Annotated in this window: 16 protein-coding genes; 6 read left to right on the top strand and 10 right to left on the bottom strand. The window is 69.6% G+C overall.

Annotated features, from left to right (window positions below; translation table 11 throughout):
* Positions 1-11: 11 nt before the first annotated feature.
* The 3 genes from AB0J16_RS16690 to AB0J16_RS16680 are packed head-to-tail and all read right to left on the bottom strand — an operon-like array spanning position 12 to position 3,714.
* Positions 12-443 carry an AMP-binding protein gene (locus tag AB0J16_RS16690; RefSeq protein WP_358539658.1) on the bottom strand — a complete coding sequence of 144 codons (432 nt, stop codon included), beginning with the start codon at positions 441-443 and terminating at the stop codon, positions 12-14.
* Between the two features lie 56 nt (positions 444-499).
* Entirely contained in the window at positions 500-2,917 is a 2,418-nt protein-coding gene (locus AB0J16_RS16685; protein ID WP_358539655.1) for a LuxR C-terminal-related transcriptional regulator, read from the bottom strand.
* 53 nt (positions 2,918-2,970) lie between these two features.
* Positions 2,971-3,714: an AMP-binding protein gene (locus tag AB0J16_RS16680; protein ID WP_358539652.1), complete on the bottom strand. Its 744-nt coding sequence runs from the start codon at positions 3,712-3,714 to the stop codon at positions 2,971-2,973.
* A gap of 100 nt (positions 3,715-3,814) precedes the next feature.
* Here AB0J16_RS16680 and AB0J16_RS16675 point away from each other — a divergent pair, with 100 nt between their 5' ends.
* The 3 genes from AB0J16_RS16675 (at position 3,815) to AB0J16_RS16665 (ending at position 8,950) form a co-directional block, all read left to right on the top strand.
* The gene (locus tag AB0J16_RS16675) at positions 3,815-4,387 is read left to right on the top strand and encodes a TetR family transcriptional regulator (protein WP_358539649.1); all 573 of its coding nucleotides are present in this window, start codon (positions 3,815-3,817) and stop codon (positions 4,385-4,387) included.
* Between the two features lie 58 nt (positions 4,388-4,445).
* The gene (gene typA, locus AB0J16_RS16670) at positions 4,446-6,296 is read left to right on the top strand and encodes a translational GTPase TypA (protein WP_358428786.1); all 1,851 of its coding nucleotides are present in this window, start codon (positions 4,446-4,448) and stop codon (positions 6,294-6,296) included.
* 116 nt (positions 6,297-6,412) lie between these two features.
* A complete protein-coding gene (locus AB0J16_RS16665; protein WP_358539645.1) occupies positions 6,413-8,950 on the top strand; it encodes a hypothetical protein in 2,538 nt (845 codons plus the stop codon).
* Here the strand turns inward: AB0J16_RS16665 and AB0J16_RS16660 are convergent.
* The 5 genes from AB0J16_RS16660 to AB0J16_RS16640 form a co-directional block, all read right to left on the bottom strand.
* Complete coding sequence (locus AB0J16_RS16660) at positions 8,913-10,508, bottom strand: DUF2079 domain-containing protein (protein WP_358539642.1); 1,596 nt, start codon at positions 10,506-10,508, stop codon at positions 8,913-8,915. The genes AB0J16_RS16665 and AB0J16_RS16660 overlap by 38 nt on opposite strands.
* 20 nt (positions 10,509-10,528) lie before the next feature.
* Positions 10,529-11,179, bottom strand: coding sequence for a DUF2461 domain-containing protein (locus AB0J16_RS16655; RefSeq protein ID WP_358539638.1), 651 nt, complete (start codon positions 11,177-11,179; stop codon positions 10,529-10,531).
* A 57-nt stretch (positions 11,180-11,236) separates the two neighbouring features.
* Positions 11,237-11,965, bottom strand: coding sequence for a polysaccharide deacetylase family protein (locus AB0J16_RS16650; RefSeq protein WP_358539635.1), 729 nt, complete (start codon positions 11,963-11,965; stop codon positions 11,237-11,239).
* Positions 11,966-12,049: 84 nt separating this feature from the next.
* Positions 12,050-12,355: a hypothetical protein gene (locus AB0J16_RS16645; protein ID WP_358539632.1), complete on the bottom strand. Its 306-nt coding sequence runs from the start codon at positions 12,353-12,355 to the stop codon at positions 12,050-12,052.
* A gap of 198 nt (positions 12,356-12,553) precedes the next feature.
* Positions 12,554-13,129 (bottom strand): XRE family transcriptional regulator, encoded by a 576-nt coding sequence (locus tag AB0J16_RS16640; RefSeq protein WP_358539629.1) that lies wholly within the window; start codon positions 13,127-13,129, stop codon positions 12,554-12,556.
* 60 nt (positions 13,130-13,189) lie between these two features.
* Between AB0J16_RS16640 and AB0J16_RS16635 the strand changes: the two genes are divergently transcribed.
* Positions 13,190-14,056, top strand: coding sequence for a DMT family transporter (locus tag AB0J16_RS16635; protein WP_358539627.1), 867 nt, complete (start codon positions 13,190-13,192; stop codon positions 14,054-14,056).
* A 188-nt stretch (positions 14,057-14,244) separates the two neighbouring features.
* Positions 14,245-15,189 carry a sensor histidine kinase gene (locus AB0J16_RS16630; RefSeq protein WP_358539624.1) on the top strand — a complete coding sequence of 315 codons (945 nt, stop codon included), beginning with the start codon at positions 14,245-14,247 and terminating at the stop codon, positions 15,187-15,189.
* A gap of 36 nt (positions 15,190-15,225) precedes the next feature.
* Here AB0J16_RS16630 and AB0J16_RS16625 read toward each other — a convergent pair whose 3' ends face one another.
* Positions 15,226-15,810: a sigma-70 family RNA polymerase sigma factor gene (locus AB0J16_RS16625; RefSeq protein WP_225291958.1), complete on the bottom strand. Its 585-nt coding sequence runs from the start codon at positions 15,808-15,810 to the stop codon at positions 15,226-15,228.
* 243 nt (positions 15,811-16,053) lie between these two features.
* Between AB0J16_RS16625 and AB0J16_RS16620 the strand changes: the two genes are divergently transcribed.
* The gene (locus AB0J16_RS16620; RefSeq protein WP_358539622.1) at positions 16,054-17,130 is read left to right on the top strand and encodes a PLP-dependent cysteine synthase family protein; all 1,077 of its coding nucleotides are present in this window, start codon (positions 16,054-16,056) and stop codon (positions 17,128-17,130) included.
* A gap of 143 nt (positions 17,131-17,273) precedes the next feature.
* On the opposite strand, the gene AB0J16_RS16615 is transcribed toward AB0J16_RS16620, so the two are convergent.
* The gene (locus AB0J16_RS16615; RefSeq protein WP_358539620.1) at positions 17,274-18,239 is read right to left on the bottom strand and encodes an iron-siderophore ABC transporter substrate-binding protein; all 966 of its coding nucleotides are present in this window, start codon (positions 18,237-18,239) and stop codon (positions 17,274-17,276) included.
* Positions 18,240-18,435 lie beyond the last annotated feature (196 nt).

Here is an 18,435-nt window from a genome sequence, read left to right as displayed (position 1 = left end):
TGGCGGGAGGATCACACTCCCTCACAGTCTCCCTTGGTTCGCCGTCCGGTGGGATCACTTTCCGTGCAGAGTTCGCGACTGACCGGATACGAATGTAGCTCCGCGACGCTCACCACCATGCGGACGCGTGACTCTCTCGCCGCGTTCATCGCCCGCGGCAGGTCGGAGATCATCAGGCGGGCCCGGCTGGCCATGATCCGATCCCGCAGCCTGCCCTCGTCGAGCTCCGCCGGGACCGGCCAGACGATCCCGCCGGCGGCTATCACCGCGTCGGTGGCCACCAGCAGGTCGGGGCCGACGGTCAGGCAGATGAGCACCGTGTCGCCCGCGCGCACGCCCCGGCGTCGCAGCTGGACGGTCGCGGCGGCCGACCTCTCGTCCAGCTGCCCCTCGGTGAGACACAGGCCGGTGCCAGAGTCCACCATCACGATGCGCTCCTCCATGGCGCCCACGCTATGGAGGGCATCTCATGCACACATGGGGCGGAATATGCAGATCGCTATGCAGAACCGCGCGGCTGCTCGGCCGCCCACACCGCGATCTGGGCGCGCGAGGTGTAGCCGAGCTTCTCCATGATGTTGGCGATGTGCCTGGCCACGGTCGCGGGGCTGATGACGAGCTCCTCGGCGATGGCCCGGTTGGACAGGCCCCTGGTCAGCAGGGCCGCGATCTCCTGCTCGCGGGCGGTCAGCAGCGAGTGCCTGACGGGTTCGGTCGCCACCGGACCGGCCGGGACCGGCCGCTCGCCCGCGAGGACCTGGCGGGCGGCGTCGTCGGGACTCATCGCCCTGCCCCGCGACCAGAGCGTCGCGGTGCGGCCCTCGCCGAGCTTGGCGCGGGCGCGAGTGAGCAGCTCCTCGATGCGGATCGTGGCGGAGTGCTGGCCCATCGACTCGCGCAGCGCGGTGGCCGAGGCGGCGGCAAGTACGGAGCTCTCCAGGTCCCCTTCGGCCTCCGCCAGCACCGACAGGCTCACCAGGCAGCGGGCCACGCTCTGGCGCTGCCCGGTCAGCCTGCTCAGCTTCAGGCTCGCGGCCAGCCGCTCCCTGGCCACCTCGAACTCGTGCAGCAGCGCCGCGACCCGGCCGATCCTGGCCAGGCAGCGGGCCAGCTCGATGGTGCCGTCGAGCTCCTCCAGCCACGGGACCGCCAGCTCGTATTGAGCCATCGCCTTCACCAGGTCGCCACGCGCCTCGGCGACCGCGCCGAGTTGCGTCGCGGTCCTGGCCAGCAGCCAGCGGTGCCCGTGCTGGCGGGCCTTGGCCAAGGCCTCCTCGCCGTGACACTGGGCCTCGCGCAGCCGGCCGCGGGTGAGCGCGACCGCCGACAGGCCGGCCAGCCCGGCCGCCTGGTTCCACTGGTCGCCGGAGGCGGTGGCCAGGGCCAGGCCGGTCTCGGCATGGTGCAGCGCCTCCTCCCCTCGTCCCATGCGCAACAGCACCACGACCGTCAGGCTGTGCATGACGCAGCTGGGGAAGACGTTGTCGGCGCCCAGGCCCGCCAGGCTCGCCATGGCGTACTCCAGCGAGCGGGCCAGCTCGTCGCGGCCCTCCAGCCCATAGGCCAGGTACGCATGGGCATGCGCGATCTGCTCATCGGACACCTGGGTCAGGTCGAGGGCCAGCAGCCGCTCGACCCAGCCGACGATCTCGGCCGGGTTGGCACTGCTGACCGGGAGCAGGCTGGTGCTGTAGGCGCACAGGCGCAGGCCCAGCGGCGCGTTGCCGGACTCGATCGCCCAGTCGAGCGCGGCCCGCTGGTCGTCCACCAGGCTCCGGCTGGCCTCCAGCGCGGCCAGCCGCACCGGCCACGGCAGGTCGGGCTCGACCATCTCCGTACCGAAGTGGCGCAGCTGAAGCTCGCACAGCACCTCCAGGTGCCGATCGCGCAGCACCTCGCGCTCGGCCGCCTCCGCCAGCCGCTCGGCCGCGTAGTGCTTGATGGTCTCCAGCAGCCGGTAGCGCCTGCGCTCCTCGTCGCACAGCACAAGAGACTTGTCGACCAGGGCGCCGAGCAGGTCGACGATCTCCGCCTCGGAGATGGGCCGGTCGGCGCAGATCTGCTCGGCGAGTTCGAGGTCGAAGGACCCGGCGAACACCGACAGCCTGCGCAGCAGCACCTGTTCCTTGGCCGACAGCAGGTCGTAGCTCCATTCGACCGCGGCCAGCAGTGTGCGCTGCCTGGGCGGTGCGGTGCGGCCGCCGGTGGTGAGCAGCGAGAAACGGCCGTCGATCCGATCGACGATCTGCCCGGGACTGAGCAGGCTGGTGCGGGCCGCGGCCAGCTCCAGCGCTAGCGGCAGCCCGTCGAGCGCCCGGCACAGCCGTACGACATCGTCCAGGCTCGCCGGGCTCAGCCTGGTGCCCGCGGCGGTGGCGCGGTCGACGAAGAGCAGCACGGACTCGGCGTCGGGATGCCGCTCGTCGGGCAGGTCGAGCGGCGGCACCCGCCAGACCAGCTCACTGGCGATGCGCAGCGGCTCGCGGCTGGTGGCCAGGATGCCGAGGCCCCGGCACGCCGCGACGAGCTCGGCGGCCACTTGCGCGCACTGGTCGACCAGGTGCTCGCAGTTGTCCAGCAGCAGCAGGGCGGGCGTGTCACGCAGCCGGGCCGCCACCGTGTCGAGCAGCGGGCGGGTGCCTTCCTCGTGGATGCCGACGGCCCGGCCGATCGCCTGCAGGATCAGCTCGCCCCGGGTGAGCCTGGCCAGCTCGACCAGCCACACACCTCCCGGATAGGAGGGCACCAGACGCGCGGCGACCCGCAGCGCCAGGCGGGTCTTGCCGATGCCGCCGACCCCGCACAGCGTGACCACGCGCGTCTCACCCAGCAGCCCGCACAGGTCGTCGACGTCGCGCTCGCGACCGACGAACCTGTTGGGCTCGGCCGGAAGATTGTGCCTGGGGGGCTCGGACATTGTGGTCACCCTGCGTCGCGGAAGGATCACACTCTCCCACAGTGTCGCACTTTTCACCGGCTGAGCGAGCTGACGACGGCCCTTTCGTCCACAACGCGCAACGTCGGATCGCCGAGCAGGCGTCTGACCACCTCGTACGGCGCGATCACCAGGGTGGCCGCGTGCACGTGCGCGAGCACGCGGCAGCCGATCAGGCTCGGCTCGTGCGCGATGACCACGTGGGCGCCCGACATCAACGCCAGATCGAGCACCCGCAGCCCCTTGAGCGGATCGCTGACCGCGGCGAGCACGACGTCGTCCTCGCTGACCAGCAGCCGCGACGACAGGCTGCGCAGGTCCGACGCCAGCTCGTCGTGGTCGTAGACGTATTCGCCGCCGACGCTCAGCGCGGGGCCGGCCAGCGGCCCGAACTGGACAGAACGCTCACCCAGCAGGTCGCTGAACGGGAGCTCCCCCGGCGTCGGCTCGAAGGTGAAGACCTTCTGAACATCCACCGCGAGCGGGTCGTAGCCGCGCTGGGCGATCATCATGCGGGCGGTCCCGGAGTCTGCGAGCACCGCCACTCCCCCGGACCAGGCGACGGAATGGACGGCGATGGCGAACCCCACCCCGAGCGGCATGTCGACGATCACGCGGTCGCCGTAGCGCAGACCGTGACGGCGCAACCCCGCCGCCGCGTGCGTGACCTTCCGCGCGAACGCGTTGTACGACAGCACCTCGCCGGTTCTGACGTCGCTGACCGCGGGCTGGTCGCCCTGTACGGGAGAGGCGCCCAGCACCAGCTCTGTCCAGGTCATGCCGCCAATGTAGGCATCCGGCACCGCCCAGGACATGCGTAGAAATGTGCAACCCGCTATGTACGTCCGGTGCCCGGCGAGCCGCCCATAGTCTTGATCCATGCAGGACGACTCCGGCGAGCCGACCACGGCTGGGCGCATCCTCGACGCGGCCTACGCGCGGATGCTGGAGCACGGCCTGCGCCGCCTGACCGTCGACGACGTCGCCCGGCAGGCGGGCCTGTCGCGGATCACCGTCTATCGGCGCTTCGCCCGCAAGAGCGACCTGGTCCAGGGCGTGATGTTGCGCGAGCTCCACCGGTTCCTGCGCGCGTTCGAGCAGGCGGTCGGGCCGCTGCCGACCATGGCCGACCGGGTGACGGAGGGGTTCGCGGTCACGCTGCGCCTGGTGCGGGGACATCCGCTGCTGAGCAGACTGCTGGCGACCGAGCCCGATATGATCCTGCCGCACCTCACTCTGGAGGCGGGCGCGTACCTCGCGGTCGCCAGGACGTATCTCGCCGAACACCTCGACACCCCTGACGCCGAGGCCGTGGCCGAGATGTTCATCCGCATCGCGCTGTCGTTCGTACTCACTCCGGACAGTGCGATACCGCTGGACAGCGACGACGAAGCCCGTGCCTACGCCAGGCGGCATCTCGTCCCGCTCCTGCCATCAGAGGGGATCAACTAGACTTATAAGGCCGCGACTTCGCGTGGCCGACCCCACGATCACAGAGCGAGACGTCATCATGCCTTTGAACAGCCGCGACGACCTGCGGAACATCGCGATCATCGCGCACGTCGACCATGGCAAGACCACGTTGGTCGACGCCATGCTCTGGCAGTCCGGGGCGTTCCGCGCCAACCAGGACGTCGACGACCGTGTCATGGACTCCAACGACCTCGAGCGCGAGAAGGGCATCACCATTCTCGCGAAGAACACCGCCGTGAGTCACGGCGGCATGACCCTCAACATCATCGACACCCCGGGCCACGCCGACTTCGGCGGCGAGGTCGAGCGCGGCCTGTCGATGGTCGACGGTGTCGTCCTGCTGGTCGACGCGTCGGAGGGGCCGCTGCCGCAGACCCGCTTCGTGCTGCGCAAGGCGTTCGGCGCCAAGATGCCGGTCATCCTCTGCATCAACAAGGTCGACCGGCCCGACGCGCGCATCAAGGAGGTCGTGGACGAGGTCTACGAGCTCTTCATGGACCTCGACGCGACCGAGGAGCAGATCGACTTCCCGATCGTCTACGCCTCCGCCAAGGCGGGCCGCGCCTCCATGAACCGTCCCGAGGACGGCGGCATGCCGGACGCCGAGGACCTGGAGCCGCTCTTCGACATCATCAAGTCGACGATCCCGGCGCCCACCTACGACCCCAGCGCCCCGCTGCAGGCGCACGTCACCAACCTCGACGCCTCCTCCTACCTGGGCCGCATCGCGCTCTGCCGGGTCCACCAGGGTGTGCTGCGCAAGGGCCAGCAGGTGGCCTGGTGCCGTACGGACGGGACGATCCAGCGGGTGAAGATCACCGAGCTGCTCATGACCGAGGCCCTGGAGCGCAAGCCGGCCGAGGAGGCCGGTCCCGGCGACATCATCGCGATCGCCGGCATCCCCGAGATCATGATCGGCGAGACGCTGGCCGACCCCGAGGACCCGCGCCCGCTGCCCCTCATCACGGTCGACGAGCCCGCCATCTCGATGACCATCGGCACCAACACCTCGCCGCTGGTCGGCAAGTCCAAGGGCTCGAAGGTCACCGCCCGCATGGTCAAGGACCGGCTGGAGAAGGAGCTCGTCGGCAACGTGTCGCTGCGCGTGCTCCCCACCGACCGGCCCGACGCCTGGGAGGTGCAGGGCCGTGGCGAGCTGGCGCTGGCCATCCTGGTCGAGCAGATGCGCCGCGAGGGCTACGAGCTGACCGTCGGCAAGCCGCAGGTGGTCACCAAGACCATCGACGGCAAGGTGCACGAGCCGGTCGAGCGCCTCACGGTCGACTGCCCGGAGGAATACCTGGGCGCGATCACGCAGCTGCTCGCCGTCCGCAAGGGCCGCATGGAGCACATGACCAACCACGGCACCGGCTGGATCCGGATGGAGTTCGTGGTGCCGGCGCGTGGCCTGATCGGCTTCCGCACCGAGTTCCTCACCGAGACGCGCGGCACCGGCCTGGTGCACCACGTCTTCGACTCCTACGAGCCGTGGTTCGGCGAGCTGCGCACCCGTAACAACGGCTCCCTGGTGGCCGACCGCTCCGGTCCCGTGACCGCCTTCGCCATGCTCAACCTCCAGGAGCGCGGCACGCTGTTCGTGTCGCCGACCACCGAGGTCTACGAGGGCATGATCGTCGGCGAGAACTCCCGGTCCGACGACATGGACGTCAACATCACCAAGGAGAAGAAGCTCACCAACATGCGCTCCTCCACCAGCGAGGAGACCGAGAAGGTGATCCCGCCGCGCAACCTGTCGCTGGAGCAGGCGCTGGAGTTCATCCGCGAGGACGAGTGCGTGGAGATCACCCCTGACCACGTGCGCATCCGCAAGGTGGTCCTCGACGCCTCCACGCGTGGCCGCTCCGCGGCTCGCGCCAAGCGCGCCTGATTCAGGCTCTCACCCACCACACCTGACTTCTTCCTGACATTCGGTAGAAGTCAGGTGTGACCACACCGTGACCGGAGTGGCGAGAACAACTCCCTCCGTGAGTGAATCATCCACTTGTGGGGAAGCTCCGGATGTTCATCGCGTTCGGGCTCGCGATGGTCTCGGCGGGAGCGATCGTCTGGTGCACGGTGGCGGCCAGGCCCGTGCCGCTGTCCACGCGGTCCGCGAGTCCCACCGTGCCCGAACCATGGGAGCTGGAGGACCGGGGCGACCCGCAGGTGAAGCTCGCCCGGCAGGCGACGACCGAGGTCACGGTGACCAGGGCCGACCCGGGTGACCTGAGCGCCGTGCCCCAGGGACGGCTCGACGAGCGGCAGCGCCAGGTGAAGGTGACCATCAAGCACCGGCTGCGCATGAACCGGGCCGACCCGCTGGTCGAGACGCTGCGGCAGGGCGGCAGCTTCCCCGGCGGCATCCAGCGGTTCACCGACGACGGGTTCGGGGCCATCAAGGTGGGTGGCGACTGGCTGGCCCCGACCACACGACCGGCACCGATCCTCACCACAACCGGCGGGCTGACCACGGCCGAGTTCCGGGTGACGTTGCTGCGGCAGTTCAAGCCCAGCGATCTGATGACGCTCGACTTCACCGCCCCCAGCGCCAAGCCGCTCATCGTGAGCCAGCGGACGATCAGCCTGCTGCCGGGCGACTGGACCGTACTGCAGGCCCAAGGGCTCGATCCCGAGCGGGAGGAGTCGGAGCTCCTGCGGTTCACCGTCGGGTCGTACCTGGTGAAGGTGACGCTGGCCCAGGACTCCTACGGGTTCCCGGACGCGGAGGAGGCCGACGACTTCTCGTGGACGGCCGGGCTCGGCGTGCTCACCGCGATCGCGCTGGCCGCCTTCCTGGCCCGCTCGCTCGGCCTGGCCTGGTGGAACCGGCCGCCCAACCGCGAGCTCCTCCTGGGGATCGCCCTGGTCACGCCCCTGGTGCTGCTCCCGCTCCTGGCACCGGACTGGCGGCCCGTGGCGTACGTGGCCCTGTTCCTCGCGCTGCCGGCGCTCACGGCGCGGCACGCGAGCCGGGCCCTGCCGACCAGCCCGCCGTGGACCACCCGCGACATGCTCGTGGTCACCGGGCTCGCCTGCCTCGTCGGCATCGGCATGCTGTCCTGGTCGTGGCTGCACGAGCAGCTGCCCGCCCAGACGCTGCTGATCGGCTCCGTGGTCGCGGCCGTGACGGCCGCCGCGGCGGCGGTGGTGTTCAGCGTGGACCTGGGGGTCCGCGTGGTGATCGTACGGCTGGCGGTGCTGGCGGCCGAGGCGGCGATCGGCCTGCTGGCGCTCGCCCTGTGGGGCCGGGCGCTGCTGACCGGGGTGTACCCGCCGGACAGCATCCGGCTGGTGCTGGCCCTCAGCTGGGCGGTGATCCCGGTGTCCGCCATCGCCGTGGCCACCAAGATGTGGACCCGCACCGCGGTCGTGGGCGCCGTGCTGGTGAGCCTGCTGGTGCAGGGCTGGCCGACCGAGTGGCTGGACAGTGGGTCGTGGAACCTGCCCTTCGGCGGCACCGACACGTCGAACATGCCGAAGATCGGCATCCTGCCGCTCGACCCGCTCGTACGCGGGGTGCTCGGGTTACTGCTGCTGGCGTTCGCGCTGCTGGTGCTCCGGCTCCGGCGGCTCGGCGGCTCGCTGGCCGCGCTCGACCACCCGGCGACGCACCCCACGGTGATCGCCTGCCTGATGGTGCTCTACCTCACCCCTCGGGGCAGCACCACGCTCACCGACGTCAACGTGGCGCTGCCGCAGCTGACGATCACTTCGATCGCCGCCTGGGTGACGGCCCGCTGGCTCCTCGTACGCCCCCACCCGGCCGTCGTCGAGCCCGCCACGGCGGAGGAACACCGGCAGCTGGTCAGGGCCGCCCTGCACAAGCGGCTCCTGCTCATCTCGGAGCAGGAGCTCTATCGCATCGGCCGGGGCAGGCTGGGCGCCGGCGAGCTGACGATGACCGAGTTCGACACGCGGCGCCACGAGCTGGAGGCCGCGCTGGACGAGCACGGGCGGCACCCCGAGACGGCCCTGGCCACCGCCGCCGGCTGCACGCCCTGGCACAACGGCGTGTACGCGTTCGTGATCAGCCTGCTGCTGAGCCTGCCCTTCGTGCTCGTGTTCGGCTGGCCGACAGGGGCCGACCTGAGCAGCTTCGTGTTCGACTCCCGGTATCTGCTGACGTTGCCCGCCTTCGGCTTCGTGTTCGGCTACTTCTATCCGCGCGTCCGGGGCACCCAGCCGATGACCAAGGCGCTCCACCTGATGGCGGCGGCGTTGGTCACGGAGCTGTCGGCCTACCTGCCCACGCTGTTCGAGCCGGACATCGGGGTGGCGGTCAAGGTGCAGGTGGTGGCCATCGTGGTGGGCGAGGTGGCGCTGGTCTGCATCGGGCTCGGACTGTACTGGGAGTGGCGCGTCATGCACCTGGCCGGGGAGCCGTGGGCGCGGGTGCGCAACGTACGCAGCGTACGCAGCCTGGCCACGCCGCTGCTGGCCGTCGTCATCGCGGCGGGCACCACGGCGGCGACGTCGGCGGCGGGCCAGACCGTGGACCGCATCCTCAAGGGGGACCAGGTGTCCTCGTCGTCCGGGCCGTAGCCGCCAGGACCACGTAGCCGTCCTGGGAGAAGCGCACGTCGTAGCCGCTGCCGGCCAGCAGCCGTACCCGCTCCCGCTGCTCGGCCACGTTCACGAACGGAAAGGTCTTGCGCCCCACGTCGGCCACGACCCACGGCGCATCGCGCCGCGTGCGGTCCCACAGCAGCACCCTGCTCCGCCCCGACAGGGCCGGCGCCAGGTTGTTGGCCGCCTCCACGAGCACCCCGTCGGGCACCACGGCGACGGCGGCGGCCGCGGCCCGCTCGCGGGCGTCGTGCCGGTAGGAGTCGAGGTCGGCGAGACCGGCCAGGGAGAAGAACGGCACGGAGATCAGCGCGAACCCGACCACCCCCAGAGCCCAGACCCGAGTCACGCGATCCCCAAGGGCCCAGACCCGCTTCGCCGGGTCCCCGAGGGCCGCGATCCGCGCCACCAGGTTTCCGCCTGCCGCCCCCAGGACCCCGGCCCGCGTCACCGGGTCCCCGCTGGGCGCGTGCCGGGCGCGCAGGCGCCGGACGCCGTCCACTCCGGCCGCGAAGACCACCACCACGACGAAGGCGTTGTAGTGGTAGCCGGCCACCCACCAGTTGGGGAACGAACTGGCCAGCATCCGCTCGGCCAGCAGCGGCACCGCCATGATCAGCAGCGGCGACAGCGGCGCCGCCAGCAGCGTGATGCCGAGCAGCAGGGCCAGCGTGACGAGCTTGACCGGTGGGCTGCCGAGCTGGGCGAGCACCGCGAGCGGATCGGTCAGGACGGTGTGCGCGACGCCCCGCATGTCCGGCCCCAGCGCGCCGTACGCCCAGTAGTAGTCGGCCCGCCCCCCGAACAGCGGGATGAGCACCTGCGAGGCCAGCCACGTGTAGGCCGCCCCGCCGGCCACGAACGCGCCGCCCAGGACCCGCCAGCCGCGCTGGGTGAGCAGGACCAGCCCGAACCCGGCGACCAGCAGCCCCATGTCCTCCTTGACGCACAGCAGCGCCAGGGCGGCCGTCACCACACCGACCCGTTTACCGGCCTGATGGCGTTCGAGCAGCACGGCGGTGAGCAGCGGCGCGAACGCCGCCTCGTGGAAGTCGAACGCCACGGTCTCCACCACGGGCCACGAGAGCGTGTAGGCCACGGCGACGAGATGCGCGGCGCCCGGCCCCAGCGCCCGCCGCGTGAACACCCACAGCGGGACCGCCGCCGCGGCCAGCAGCACCGCCTGGGCGACCAGCAGCGTCGCCGGGCCGTCGAACAGCCAGTAGAGCGGGGCCAGCAGGGCGAGGATGGGCGACCAGTGATCGCCGAGGGTGGAGAAGTCCGGGCCGAAGCCGTTGTGGACGCCCTTGACGATGGCTATGGGCAGGCGGAACTGGGAGTAGGAACGCACGGCCTGGTCGAAGATGACCAGGTCGTAGGCGCCGGCCTTGAAGTTCGCCAGCTTGGTGAGGGAAAGCGTGGTGTAGAGGGCGGTCGCCGTGGCGGTGATCGCCGCCAGCGTGACGCGGTCGCGGCGCGTCCGATCCCCCGTCTCGGCGGTGACCGTCGCCGCGTCGTCCCCGCGCACCGTCACGCTCTGTCGACCTCCCATGGTCAGCGGCGCGGCAACTCGCTGGCCCGTACGTGGGCGCACATCCAGTCCACCAGCGGCCCGAAGGCACGCCAGGTGGCGCGGACCCGGTCGAGGACCTCGGCGGTGTGGACCCACGGCTCGGGCTCCCACTGGCGGCCCGCGTGCAGGGACCTGTGGCGCAGCAGGTCGAGGCGCGGATGATCCTCCGCGATGCCACGGGGACGGGTCTTGAGCCGGTCACCGCCGATGACGTAGCCCTCGGCCCGCAAAGCCGTCACCATGTCCGCCAGCGGCTTGCCCGTCAGGTCCTCGTCGGCCGCGGCGCGGTAGCGGGCCACCTGGTCGGACGCCTGGGTGTAGCAGCCGCCCGCCGTGAAGAGTCCGTCGGCGCCGATCTGGACATAGAACCCGATGCCGGGCGTGAGGTCCACGAAGGCGCCCTGATGGGTCTTGTACGGTGACTTGTCCTTGGCGAAGCGGACGTCACGGTAGGGGCGGAACAGCTGGGCCTGGCCGAACTCCGCCGCCAGCTCCTCGGTGAGGGCGAGCATCGGCGCACGCACCGCGTCCTCGTAGAAGTGCTTGTGCCGGGTGAAATATGTCTTGCTGTTATCCGCCTCAAGGCCCTCGTAGAACACGAACGCCTCGTCGGGAAAACCGGTGAAACCCATGTGGTCAAGAGTGCCACGGCCGACCGACGGTTTGACGCGCCGCACGGCCGTACGGGCTCATCGGGCTTTGTCCATCCGGGCCGTGTACATCCGGCCCGGCACCGGCGTCCCGCCGTACAGCTCCGAGATGGTCACCGGCGTGCAGCCCTTCTTCGCCAGCAGGTCGAGCAGCGCGGGGACGGCCTGGACCGTGCTGCGGTGGATGTCGTGCATCAGCACGATCGACCCCACTGCCGCCTTGCCCGCGCGCCTGGCCACGAGGGCGGGCACCCGGTCCTGCCAGTCCAGGGTGTCGACGCTCCACAGGACCTGCGCCAGCCCCAGGCGCCGCGCCTCGGCGGCCACCCGGCGGTTCGTCGCCCCGTACGGCGGGCGCATCACCCGCATCCGGACCCCGGTCACGTGCTCCACCAGATCGTTCGTGTGCTCCAGCTGGAAGCGCAGCCCTCGGTCCGTCAACCCGGTGAGCGGTGGATGGTTCCACGTGTGGTTGCCGAGCTCGTGCCCCTCGGCCACGATGCGGCGTACGAGCTGGGCACCCCCATGCGCGGCGACCATCTGCCCCACGACGAAGAACGTGGCCCTGACCTTCCGGGCGCTCAGCAGGTCCAGCAGCCTGGCGGTGTATTCGCCGGGGCCGTCGTCGAAGGTGAGCGCGACGCACTTCATGCGCCTGCAGTTGATCCTGCGGGCCGCCGGCCAGCCCGGCTGCATGGCTTCGAGCCGCCTGGCCAGCTTCTTCGGGTCGATGGGCGCCTGTGGGCGGGTCAGCTGGGGTTGGATCATCGGCCGGGGCCCGCATCCCGCCACCGCGACCAGCAATGCCAGAGATATCGCCCAGCCCCGCATGCCACCCCCCGAGAGCGGGGTTTACGGATATTCCTGTACCGGGTTACCCCGCAGCTCCTTGGCCAGGTCCTCCCACCAGAGTGGGATATCGGCCTGCAGTTCGGTGTATCGACGCGCCACGCGTATGGCACATCCAACCGGATCCGTACCCAAATGCCGACGTTTCACGGGCCCTTCCTGCCAGCGGTAAAAGCCGTCCCTGTAATGCACGACCAGGCCGATCCACACCGAGACGGTGGCGTCATCGCCCACCTCGTAGGCGCTGGTGACACCGAGACCGTGCAGTTCCGCGTGGAACTTCTCCGTCGCCGTGCGCCCTTCGGTCACGCGCCACCCCCAGCTGACGTTACGTCGCACACACCGGGATGTACCCACCATCCGGCATCAGCCGTCAAGGACATGCTGTAATCATCAAACTCCAGAAGGTGATCCGGAGGCTGTTCGACGTTATTAGTGTTATTGGTAAGGCACCTCCATTGGTCAGGCGCCCTCCATCGGTCAGGCGCCCCCATCGGTCAGGCGCCCTCATTGGTCAGGCGCCTCTCTGGGCTCGGCGACCACCATCACCAGCCGGAGCTCCTCGGATCCCTCGTTGGCGTAGCGATGGGGTCTGTCGGCGGTGAAGAGCACGGCGGAGTCGGCCTTGACCACGTGGCTCCTGCCGTACACCGTGAGTGTCAGCTCGCCCTCCAGGACCGTCAGCATCTCGCGGGTGCCCGGCGGGTGAGCGTCGCCGTCGTGGTGCCGGCCGGGCGCCAGCCGCCAGTCCCACAGTTCGAGGATCATCGGCGTATCGGCCCCGACCAGCAGCTTCGCCTGCACCTCGCCCTGGTCGAACGTGACCACGTCGGCCTTCTCGACGATCCGCACCACCGGCACGTCTGAGACCTCCACCAGTCTCGCCACGGTCACGCCCAGCGCGGAGGCGATCCGGGTGAGTGTGGAGACGCTGGGGTTCGTCCGGGCCTGCTCGACCTGGACCAGCATGCCTCTGCTCACTCCCGATCTGGCGGCCAGCGCGTCGAGGGTGAGCCCGCGGTGCGCGCGCTGGGCGCGCACGTTGTTGGCGATGGCCTGCGTGATCGTCTCCGGATCCTCCATGCAGTGCAGTGTAGTGAAGGTGGTTTGCACTGTGTTGTACTCTAATGTGTTGTACTAGCAGTGCACTCTGATGAACTGGACGGACGGTGGAGCATGCTCGCGGTGATCCTCGCGACGACTTGCGCGGTGGTCTATGGCACGGCCGACTTCTTCGGCGGCCTGGCCACCCGCCGATCGCAGGTGTTCTCGGTCGTGACGCTGTCGCAGCTCTCCGGCCTGGCCGTGATCCTCGTGCTGCTGCCCCTGCTTCCCGGCGTGTTCAGCGACAGGGCGCTGCTCTGGGGGCTGGGCGCGGGCGTGGCGGGCGCCGCCGGCCTGATGCTCTTCTACCGGGCACTCGCCACCGGCGTCATGTCGGTGGTGGCGCCCACGACCGCGGTCACGTCGGCCGGACTCCCCGTTATGTACGGCCTGGCGACCGGCGAGCGCCCCGAGCCCGTGGCGCTGGTCGGGGTGGTGCTGGCCCTCGGCTCCGTTCTCCTGGTCAGCCAGGACCGCTCCGCCGCGAAGAGCGGCTCGATCGGCTCGGTGCTCATCGCCCTGGCCGCGGGCGCCGGGTTCGGCGGCTTCTTCATCCTGCTCGCCCTGGCTCCCGCCGACGGCGGGCTGTGGCCCCTGGTGGGGGCCAGACTGTCCTCGGTGGCGCTGGTGGTCGCCCTCGCGATGGCGACGCGGCGCACGCTGAAGCCGGCCGGTGGGTCGCTGCACATCATCGTCGCGGCGGGCGTGCTCGACATGCTGGCCAACGTGCTGTACCTGGAGGCCAAGCAGCAGGGCCTGCTGAGCCTGGTGGCGGTGCTGGTGTCCCTCTACCCGGCGAGCACGCTGCTGCTGGCCCGGCGGGTGCTGGGCGAACGGCTGCACGCGATCCAGGTGGCGGGCGTCGCGTGCGCGCTCGGCGCGGTGGCGCTCATCGCGGTCGCCTGACGCGGCGCTTCGCATGGGGTCTCCGCGGCCACTTGGCGCGGCCCGCGTGAGGTCTCTCCGGCGCTTCGCAGGGCCCGCGTGAGGTCTCTGCGCGACAGTTGCGGTCACTTGGCGCGTCAATTCGGCCGTCCGGCGCGGTGCCGACCGCAGCCGTTGCGCAGATTGCAAGCGCTTGCTACGTTTCGGCCGTGCGCCCTGATCGGGCTCGTCCAGACCACGAGTCGTTCAAGCACGTTGCGGTGTCGTACGACTCGAATGACGCCTTCCTGAGGTTGATCGTGCCACGCGTACGCGCGGCCCTCGCCCACGACAGGCGGGTCATCGTGGCGACCTCGGCGGACAAGCTCCGGCTGCTCGACGAGGTGCTGGGCGACGAAGCCCGGCAGATCGACCACAGAGACTCCCGCACCTGGTACATCCACCCGCCCCGGACGCTGGCCGCCTACCACGAGTACACCCGGGGGCGGCGCACGCTCGTCATCGGCGAGATCCCCTGGCCCGAGCGCGGCGAGCGCGAGACCCGCGAGTGGATCCGGTACGAGTCGGTGCTGAACGCCGCCCTGGAGGACGCCAGGGCCGTCGCGCTGTGCCTCTACAACCCGCGAACCACCCCGGCTGCGGTGCTGGAGTATCAACCGGCAATCCATCCCCTGCTGCTGGATGCCACCGGCGAGGCCGTCAGCCCCGGCTTCGTCCGGCCGCACGAGCTCGTACTGAACGGCGACCTGGAGCCGCTGCCGGCACCGAGCGGGCGGGTGGCGACGGTCAGTTTCACCGCGCGGGAGATCAAAGGGCTCCGGCACACGGTACGTGACTACGCCAGCGCCGCGGGGATGGACGTGAACCTCATCGGCTCCCTGGTGCTCAGCGTCTCCGAGATCGCCGCGAACAGCGTCGAGCACGGCGCCGGCCACGGCATGATCAAGATGTGGGTGAGCGGAGGGGAGATGATCTGCGAGATCGCCGACCCGGGCGGCGCCCTCGATGACCCTTTACCGGGCTATATACCACCTGAGCCCGAATCCTCTAGAGGATACGGGCTCTGGATCAGCCGACAGCTCTGCGACTACGTCGACCTACGCGCCGAGAACGGAACACTCCGCGTACGGCTCCATATGGGGTTGGACGGCTAGGCAGCCGCTCCGGGTAGGGGGTCGGGGGTCGGGCGGCTATGCGGCGCTCTGGGCCGGCACGCGCAGGGCGCCCTCTTCGCGGGCGTAGCCCTCCAGCATGCCGCGCAGCTGGCGGCGGCCCCGGTGCAGCCGGGACATGACCGTGCCGATCGGCGTGCCCATGCGCTCGGCGATCTCCTTGTAGGCGAACCCCTCGACGTCGGCCAGGTAGACGGCGACGCGGAAGTCCTCCGGCAGTGAGCGCAGCGCGTTCATCACGACGTTGTCGGGCAGCCGTTCGATCGCCTCGGTCTCGGCCGACTTCAGGCCGGTGGAGCTGTGCGACTCGGCGGCGTGCAGCTGCCAGTCCTCGATCTCCTCGGCGGCGGCCAGCTTGGGCGAGCGCTGCTTCTTGCGGTAGTCGTTGATGAAGTTGTTGGTGAGGATCCGGTGCAGCCAGGCCTTCAGGTTCGTGCCCTCACGGAACTGGTGGTACGAGGTATACGCCTTGGCCACGGTCTCCTGGACCAGGTCCTCTGCGTCGGCGGAGTTGCGGGTCAGGCGCATGGCGGAGGCGAACAGCTGCGACGTCACGGGCACGACGTCGCGCTCGAACCAGTCTTGTCGCTGTTCATCGGTCATGGTGATCAAATCATTCCCCCTTGCGCTATCCCCCATCTCGGCCAAGCCGCTGGCCTTGGTACCAGTTTCGCAATCGGCACGTAAGGGCCGCGTTAACGGTTCCGCCAGGTCAGAGAGGTCAAAGGTCCACCTGCTCGCGGCGTGCGTCATCACGTCCACGGCGGGACCAGTCTCGTTAGCATAACACTATACTCCCAATTCCGCACTTAATGTGGTCAGAGTCACATGGGATAGCGTATGAACATGGAGTTCGTGGATCGGCATGAAATAGAGACGCGACTGTGGGTGACGGAGGCGATTCGCAAAGTCGAAGCCGACGCCAACCGGAGCTGTGATACGCACCTCCACGTCTTCCCGCTTCCCTCGCACTGGGGCATAAACCTCTACTTGAAAGACGAGTCAGTCCACCCCACTGGTTCACTCAAACACCGACTTGCTCGATCTCTCTTCCTGTACGGCCTGGCCAACGGCTGGATCGGGCCGGCCACCACGGTCGTGGAGGCGTCGAGCGGCTCGACGGCGGTCAGCGAGGCATATTTCGCCCGGCTCCTCGGTCTGGCCTTCATCGCGGTGATGCCCGCGTCCACGTCGCCGGAGAAGATCGCGCTGATCGAGTTCTACGGCGGCAAGTGTCATCTGGTCGACGACCCCGGCACCATCTATGACGAGTCCTACCGCCTGGCGGCCGAGACGAACGGCCACTTCATGGACCAGTTCACCTACGCCGAGCGAGCCACGGACTGGCGGGGCAACAACAACATCGCCGAGTCGATCTACTCGCAGATGTCCATGGAGCCCCACCCGGAGCCCACCTGGATCGTGGTGGGCGCGGGCACCGGCGGCACCTCCTCGACGATCGGCCGCTACATCCGTTACCGCCGTCACCCCACGCGTCTCGCGGTGGCCGACCCGGAGGGCTCCGCCTTCTATCCGAGCTGGGTGTCGGGCGACACGTCCGTCACCGCGCGGGGTTCCCGCATCGAGGGCATCGGCCGGCCGAGGGTGGAGCCCTCGTTCCAGCCGATGGTCATCGACCGCATGATCACCGTTCCGGACGCCCGGTCGATCGCCGCGATGCACTGGGTCCACGAGGTGACGGGCCGCGACGTGGGCGGTTCCACCGGCACGAACGTGGCCGCCTGCGTGGACCTGATCCGCGAGATGCGCCGGACCGGCGCCCAGGGCAGCATCGTCACCCTGATCTGCGACGGGGGCGAGCGTTACCGGGGCACCTACTGCGACCAGGACTGGCTCGCCGCCCAGGGCCTGGACCTCACACCCCACCTGGCAGACCTGCGTACGTTCCTGTCGGCGGGCTGACCTGGTCACGGCCGGGTCAGAAACCGGTTCCGGCCGGATCGGCTCAGGAAGCGGCTCTGGCCGGTCAGGAAGCGGTTCCGGCGGGACGGCCCAGGAAGTGGTTCCGGCGGGATCGCTCAGGAAGTGGTTCTGGCGGGATCGGCTCAGGAAGTGGTTCTGGCGGGATCGACGGCGAAGAGCTTCGCCACGTCGTCGAGGATCGCATGGGCGCCCTGGATGCCGACCGCGCTCATCCAGGTCAGATCGCTGACCTCGTGCTTCTCACCCTTGAGCTTCCCCCACAGCGGGTTGCCCACGAACTTCTCCTTGGGCCCCTCAGACGACGGGTCAGGATATGTCGCGACAAACAGGTGATCCGCGTCCAGATCCCCGATGCGCTCCTGGCTCACGTCCACCACGATCGCGTCCTGCTTGGTGGGCTGACCCTCCGGGCGCGGGAAGCCGACGTCCTTCATCACGACACCCGAGTAGGAGTTCTCGACGTACAGCCGCGTCGTCGGCTCACCGGCGAACCTGACGATGGAGATGGTCGGCAGCTTCCCGTCCTTCTCCTTGATCGCGGCGCCGATCTTCGCGGCCCGCTCCTCGTACGACCTGATCGTCGTGTCGGCGAGCTGCTCCTGGCCCAGGGCCTGCCCCATGAGCCGAATGTTGTCCTTCCAGATGGCGCCGGTGGTCTCGCTGAAGACGGTCGGGGCGATCTTGGACAGCTTGTCGTAGAGGGCCTCATGACGGACCTTGGCCGAGACGATCAGGTCGGGCTTGAGCGCGATGATCTTCTCCAGGCTGGGCTGCTCCAGGGTGCCGACCGGGGTGGCCTCCTTGCCGTACTCGGCGGCGACGGAGCCCAGGTAATCGGGTAGCTTCGTGTCGATGGACCGGTATGTGGTGTAGCCGACCACCGGCGTCCGCAGCGTCAGCACCGCGTCGACGAAGCTCTGGTCCAGGGCCACCACCCGCTTGGGCCGCACCGGGATCTTGGTCTCGCCCATCGCGTGCTTGACGATACGAAACGGCTCCGCCGGCTTCTGCTCAGCCGGAGTCGAAGAACCACAGGCGGCGAGCACCGCCACAAGTACGGCCCCCACCAGAGCGCGCAACGGTCTCATCTGATCCCTTTCCAGCAAATATTAGGCAACCCTAATTAAAGTTAGCCCTGCCTAACCTGGCATACTTCACCAAGGTCAGGCAAACAGCGAGGCAGCGCCGTCGTCTGGAGCGCGAGGGAGCGCCGTCGTCTGGAGGAGGAGCGCCGGGAGCGAAGCGACCAGAGCGACGGAGGAAGACGACGGCATCAGGCGACCG

It is taken from the genome of Nonomuraea sp. NPDC049750 (assembly GCF_040659625.1).
GTDB lineage: Bacteria > Actinomycetota > Actinomycetes > Streptosporangiales > Streptosporangiaceae > Nonomuraea.
Note: the sequence above shows the minus strand (reverse complement) of the source record. Positions and strands in the feature narration are given on the sequence as shown.

Bases quoted from the DNA above. Each gene is read 5' to 3' on its own strand.
- AB0J16_RS16620 (WP_358539622.1), top strand. From the start codon at position 16,054: ATGGAGTTCGTGGATCGGCATGAAATAGAGACGCGACTGTGGGTGACG.
- AB0J16_RS16625 (WP_225291958.1), bottom strand. From the start codon at position 15,810: ATGACCGATGAACAGCGACAAGACTGGTTCGAGCGCGACGTCGTGCCC.
- AB0J16_RS16675 (WP_358539649.1), top strand. From the start codon at position 3,815: ATGCAGGACGACTCCGGCGAGCCGACCACGGCTGGGCGCATCCTCGAC.
- AB0J16_RS16615 (WP_358539620.1), bottom strand. From the start codon at position 18,239: ATGAGACCGTTGCGCGCTCTGGTGGGGGCCGTACTTGTGGCGGTGCTC.
- AB0J16_RS16650 (WP_358539635.1), bottom strand. From the start codon at position 11,965: ATGATCCAACCCCAGCTGACCCGCCCACAGGCGCCCATCGACCCGAAG.
- AB0J16_RS16655 (WP_358539638.1), bottom strand. From the start codon at position 11,179: ATGGGTTTCACCGGTTTTCCCGACGAGGCGTTCGTGTTCTACGAGGGC.
- AB0J16_RS16640 (WP_358539629.1), bottom strand. From the start codon at position 13,129: ATGGAGGATCCGGAGACGATCACGCAGGCCATCGCCAACAACGTGCGC.
- AB0J16_RS16680 (WP_358539652.1), bottom strand. From the start codon at position 3,714: ATGACCTGGACAGAGCTGGTGCTGGGCGCCTCTCCCGTACAGGGCGAC.
- AB0J16_RS16690 (WP_358539658.1), bottom strand. From the start codon at position 443: ATGGAGGAGCGCATCGTGATGGTGGACTCTGGCACCGGCCTGTGTCTC.
- AB0J16_RS16685 (WP_358539655.1), bottom strand. From the start codon at position 2,917: ATGTCCGAGCCCCCCAGGCACAATCTTCCGGCCGAGCCCAACAGGTTC.
- typA (WP_358428786.1), top strand. From the start codon at position 4,446: ATGCCTTTGAACAGCCGCGACGACCTGCGGAACATCGCGATCATCGCG.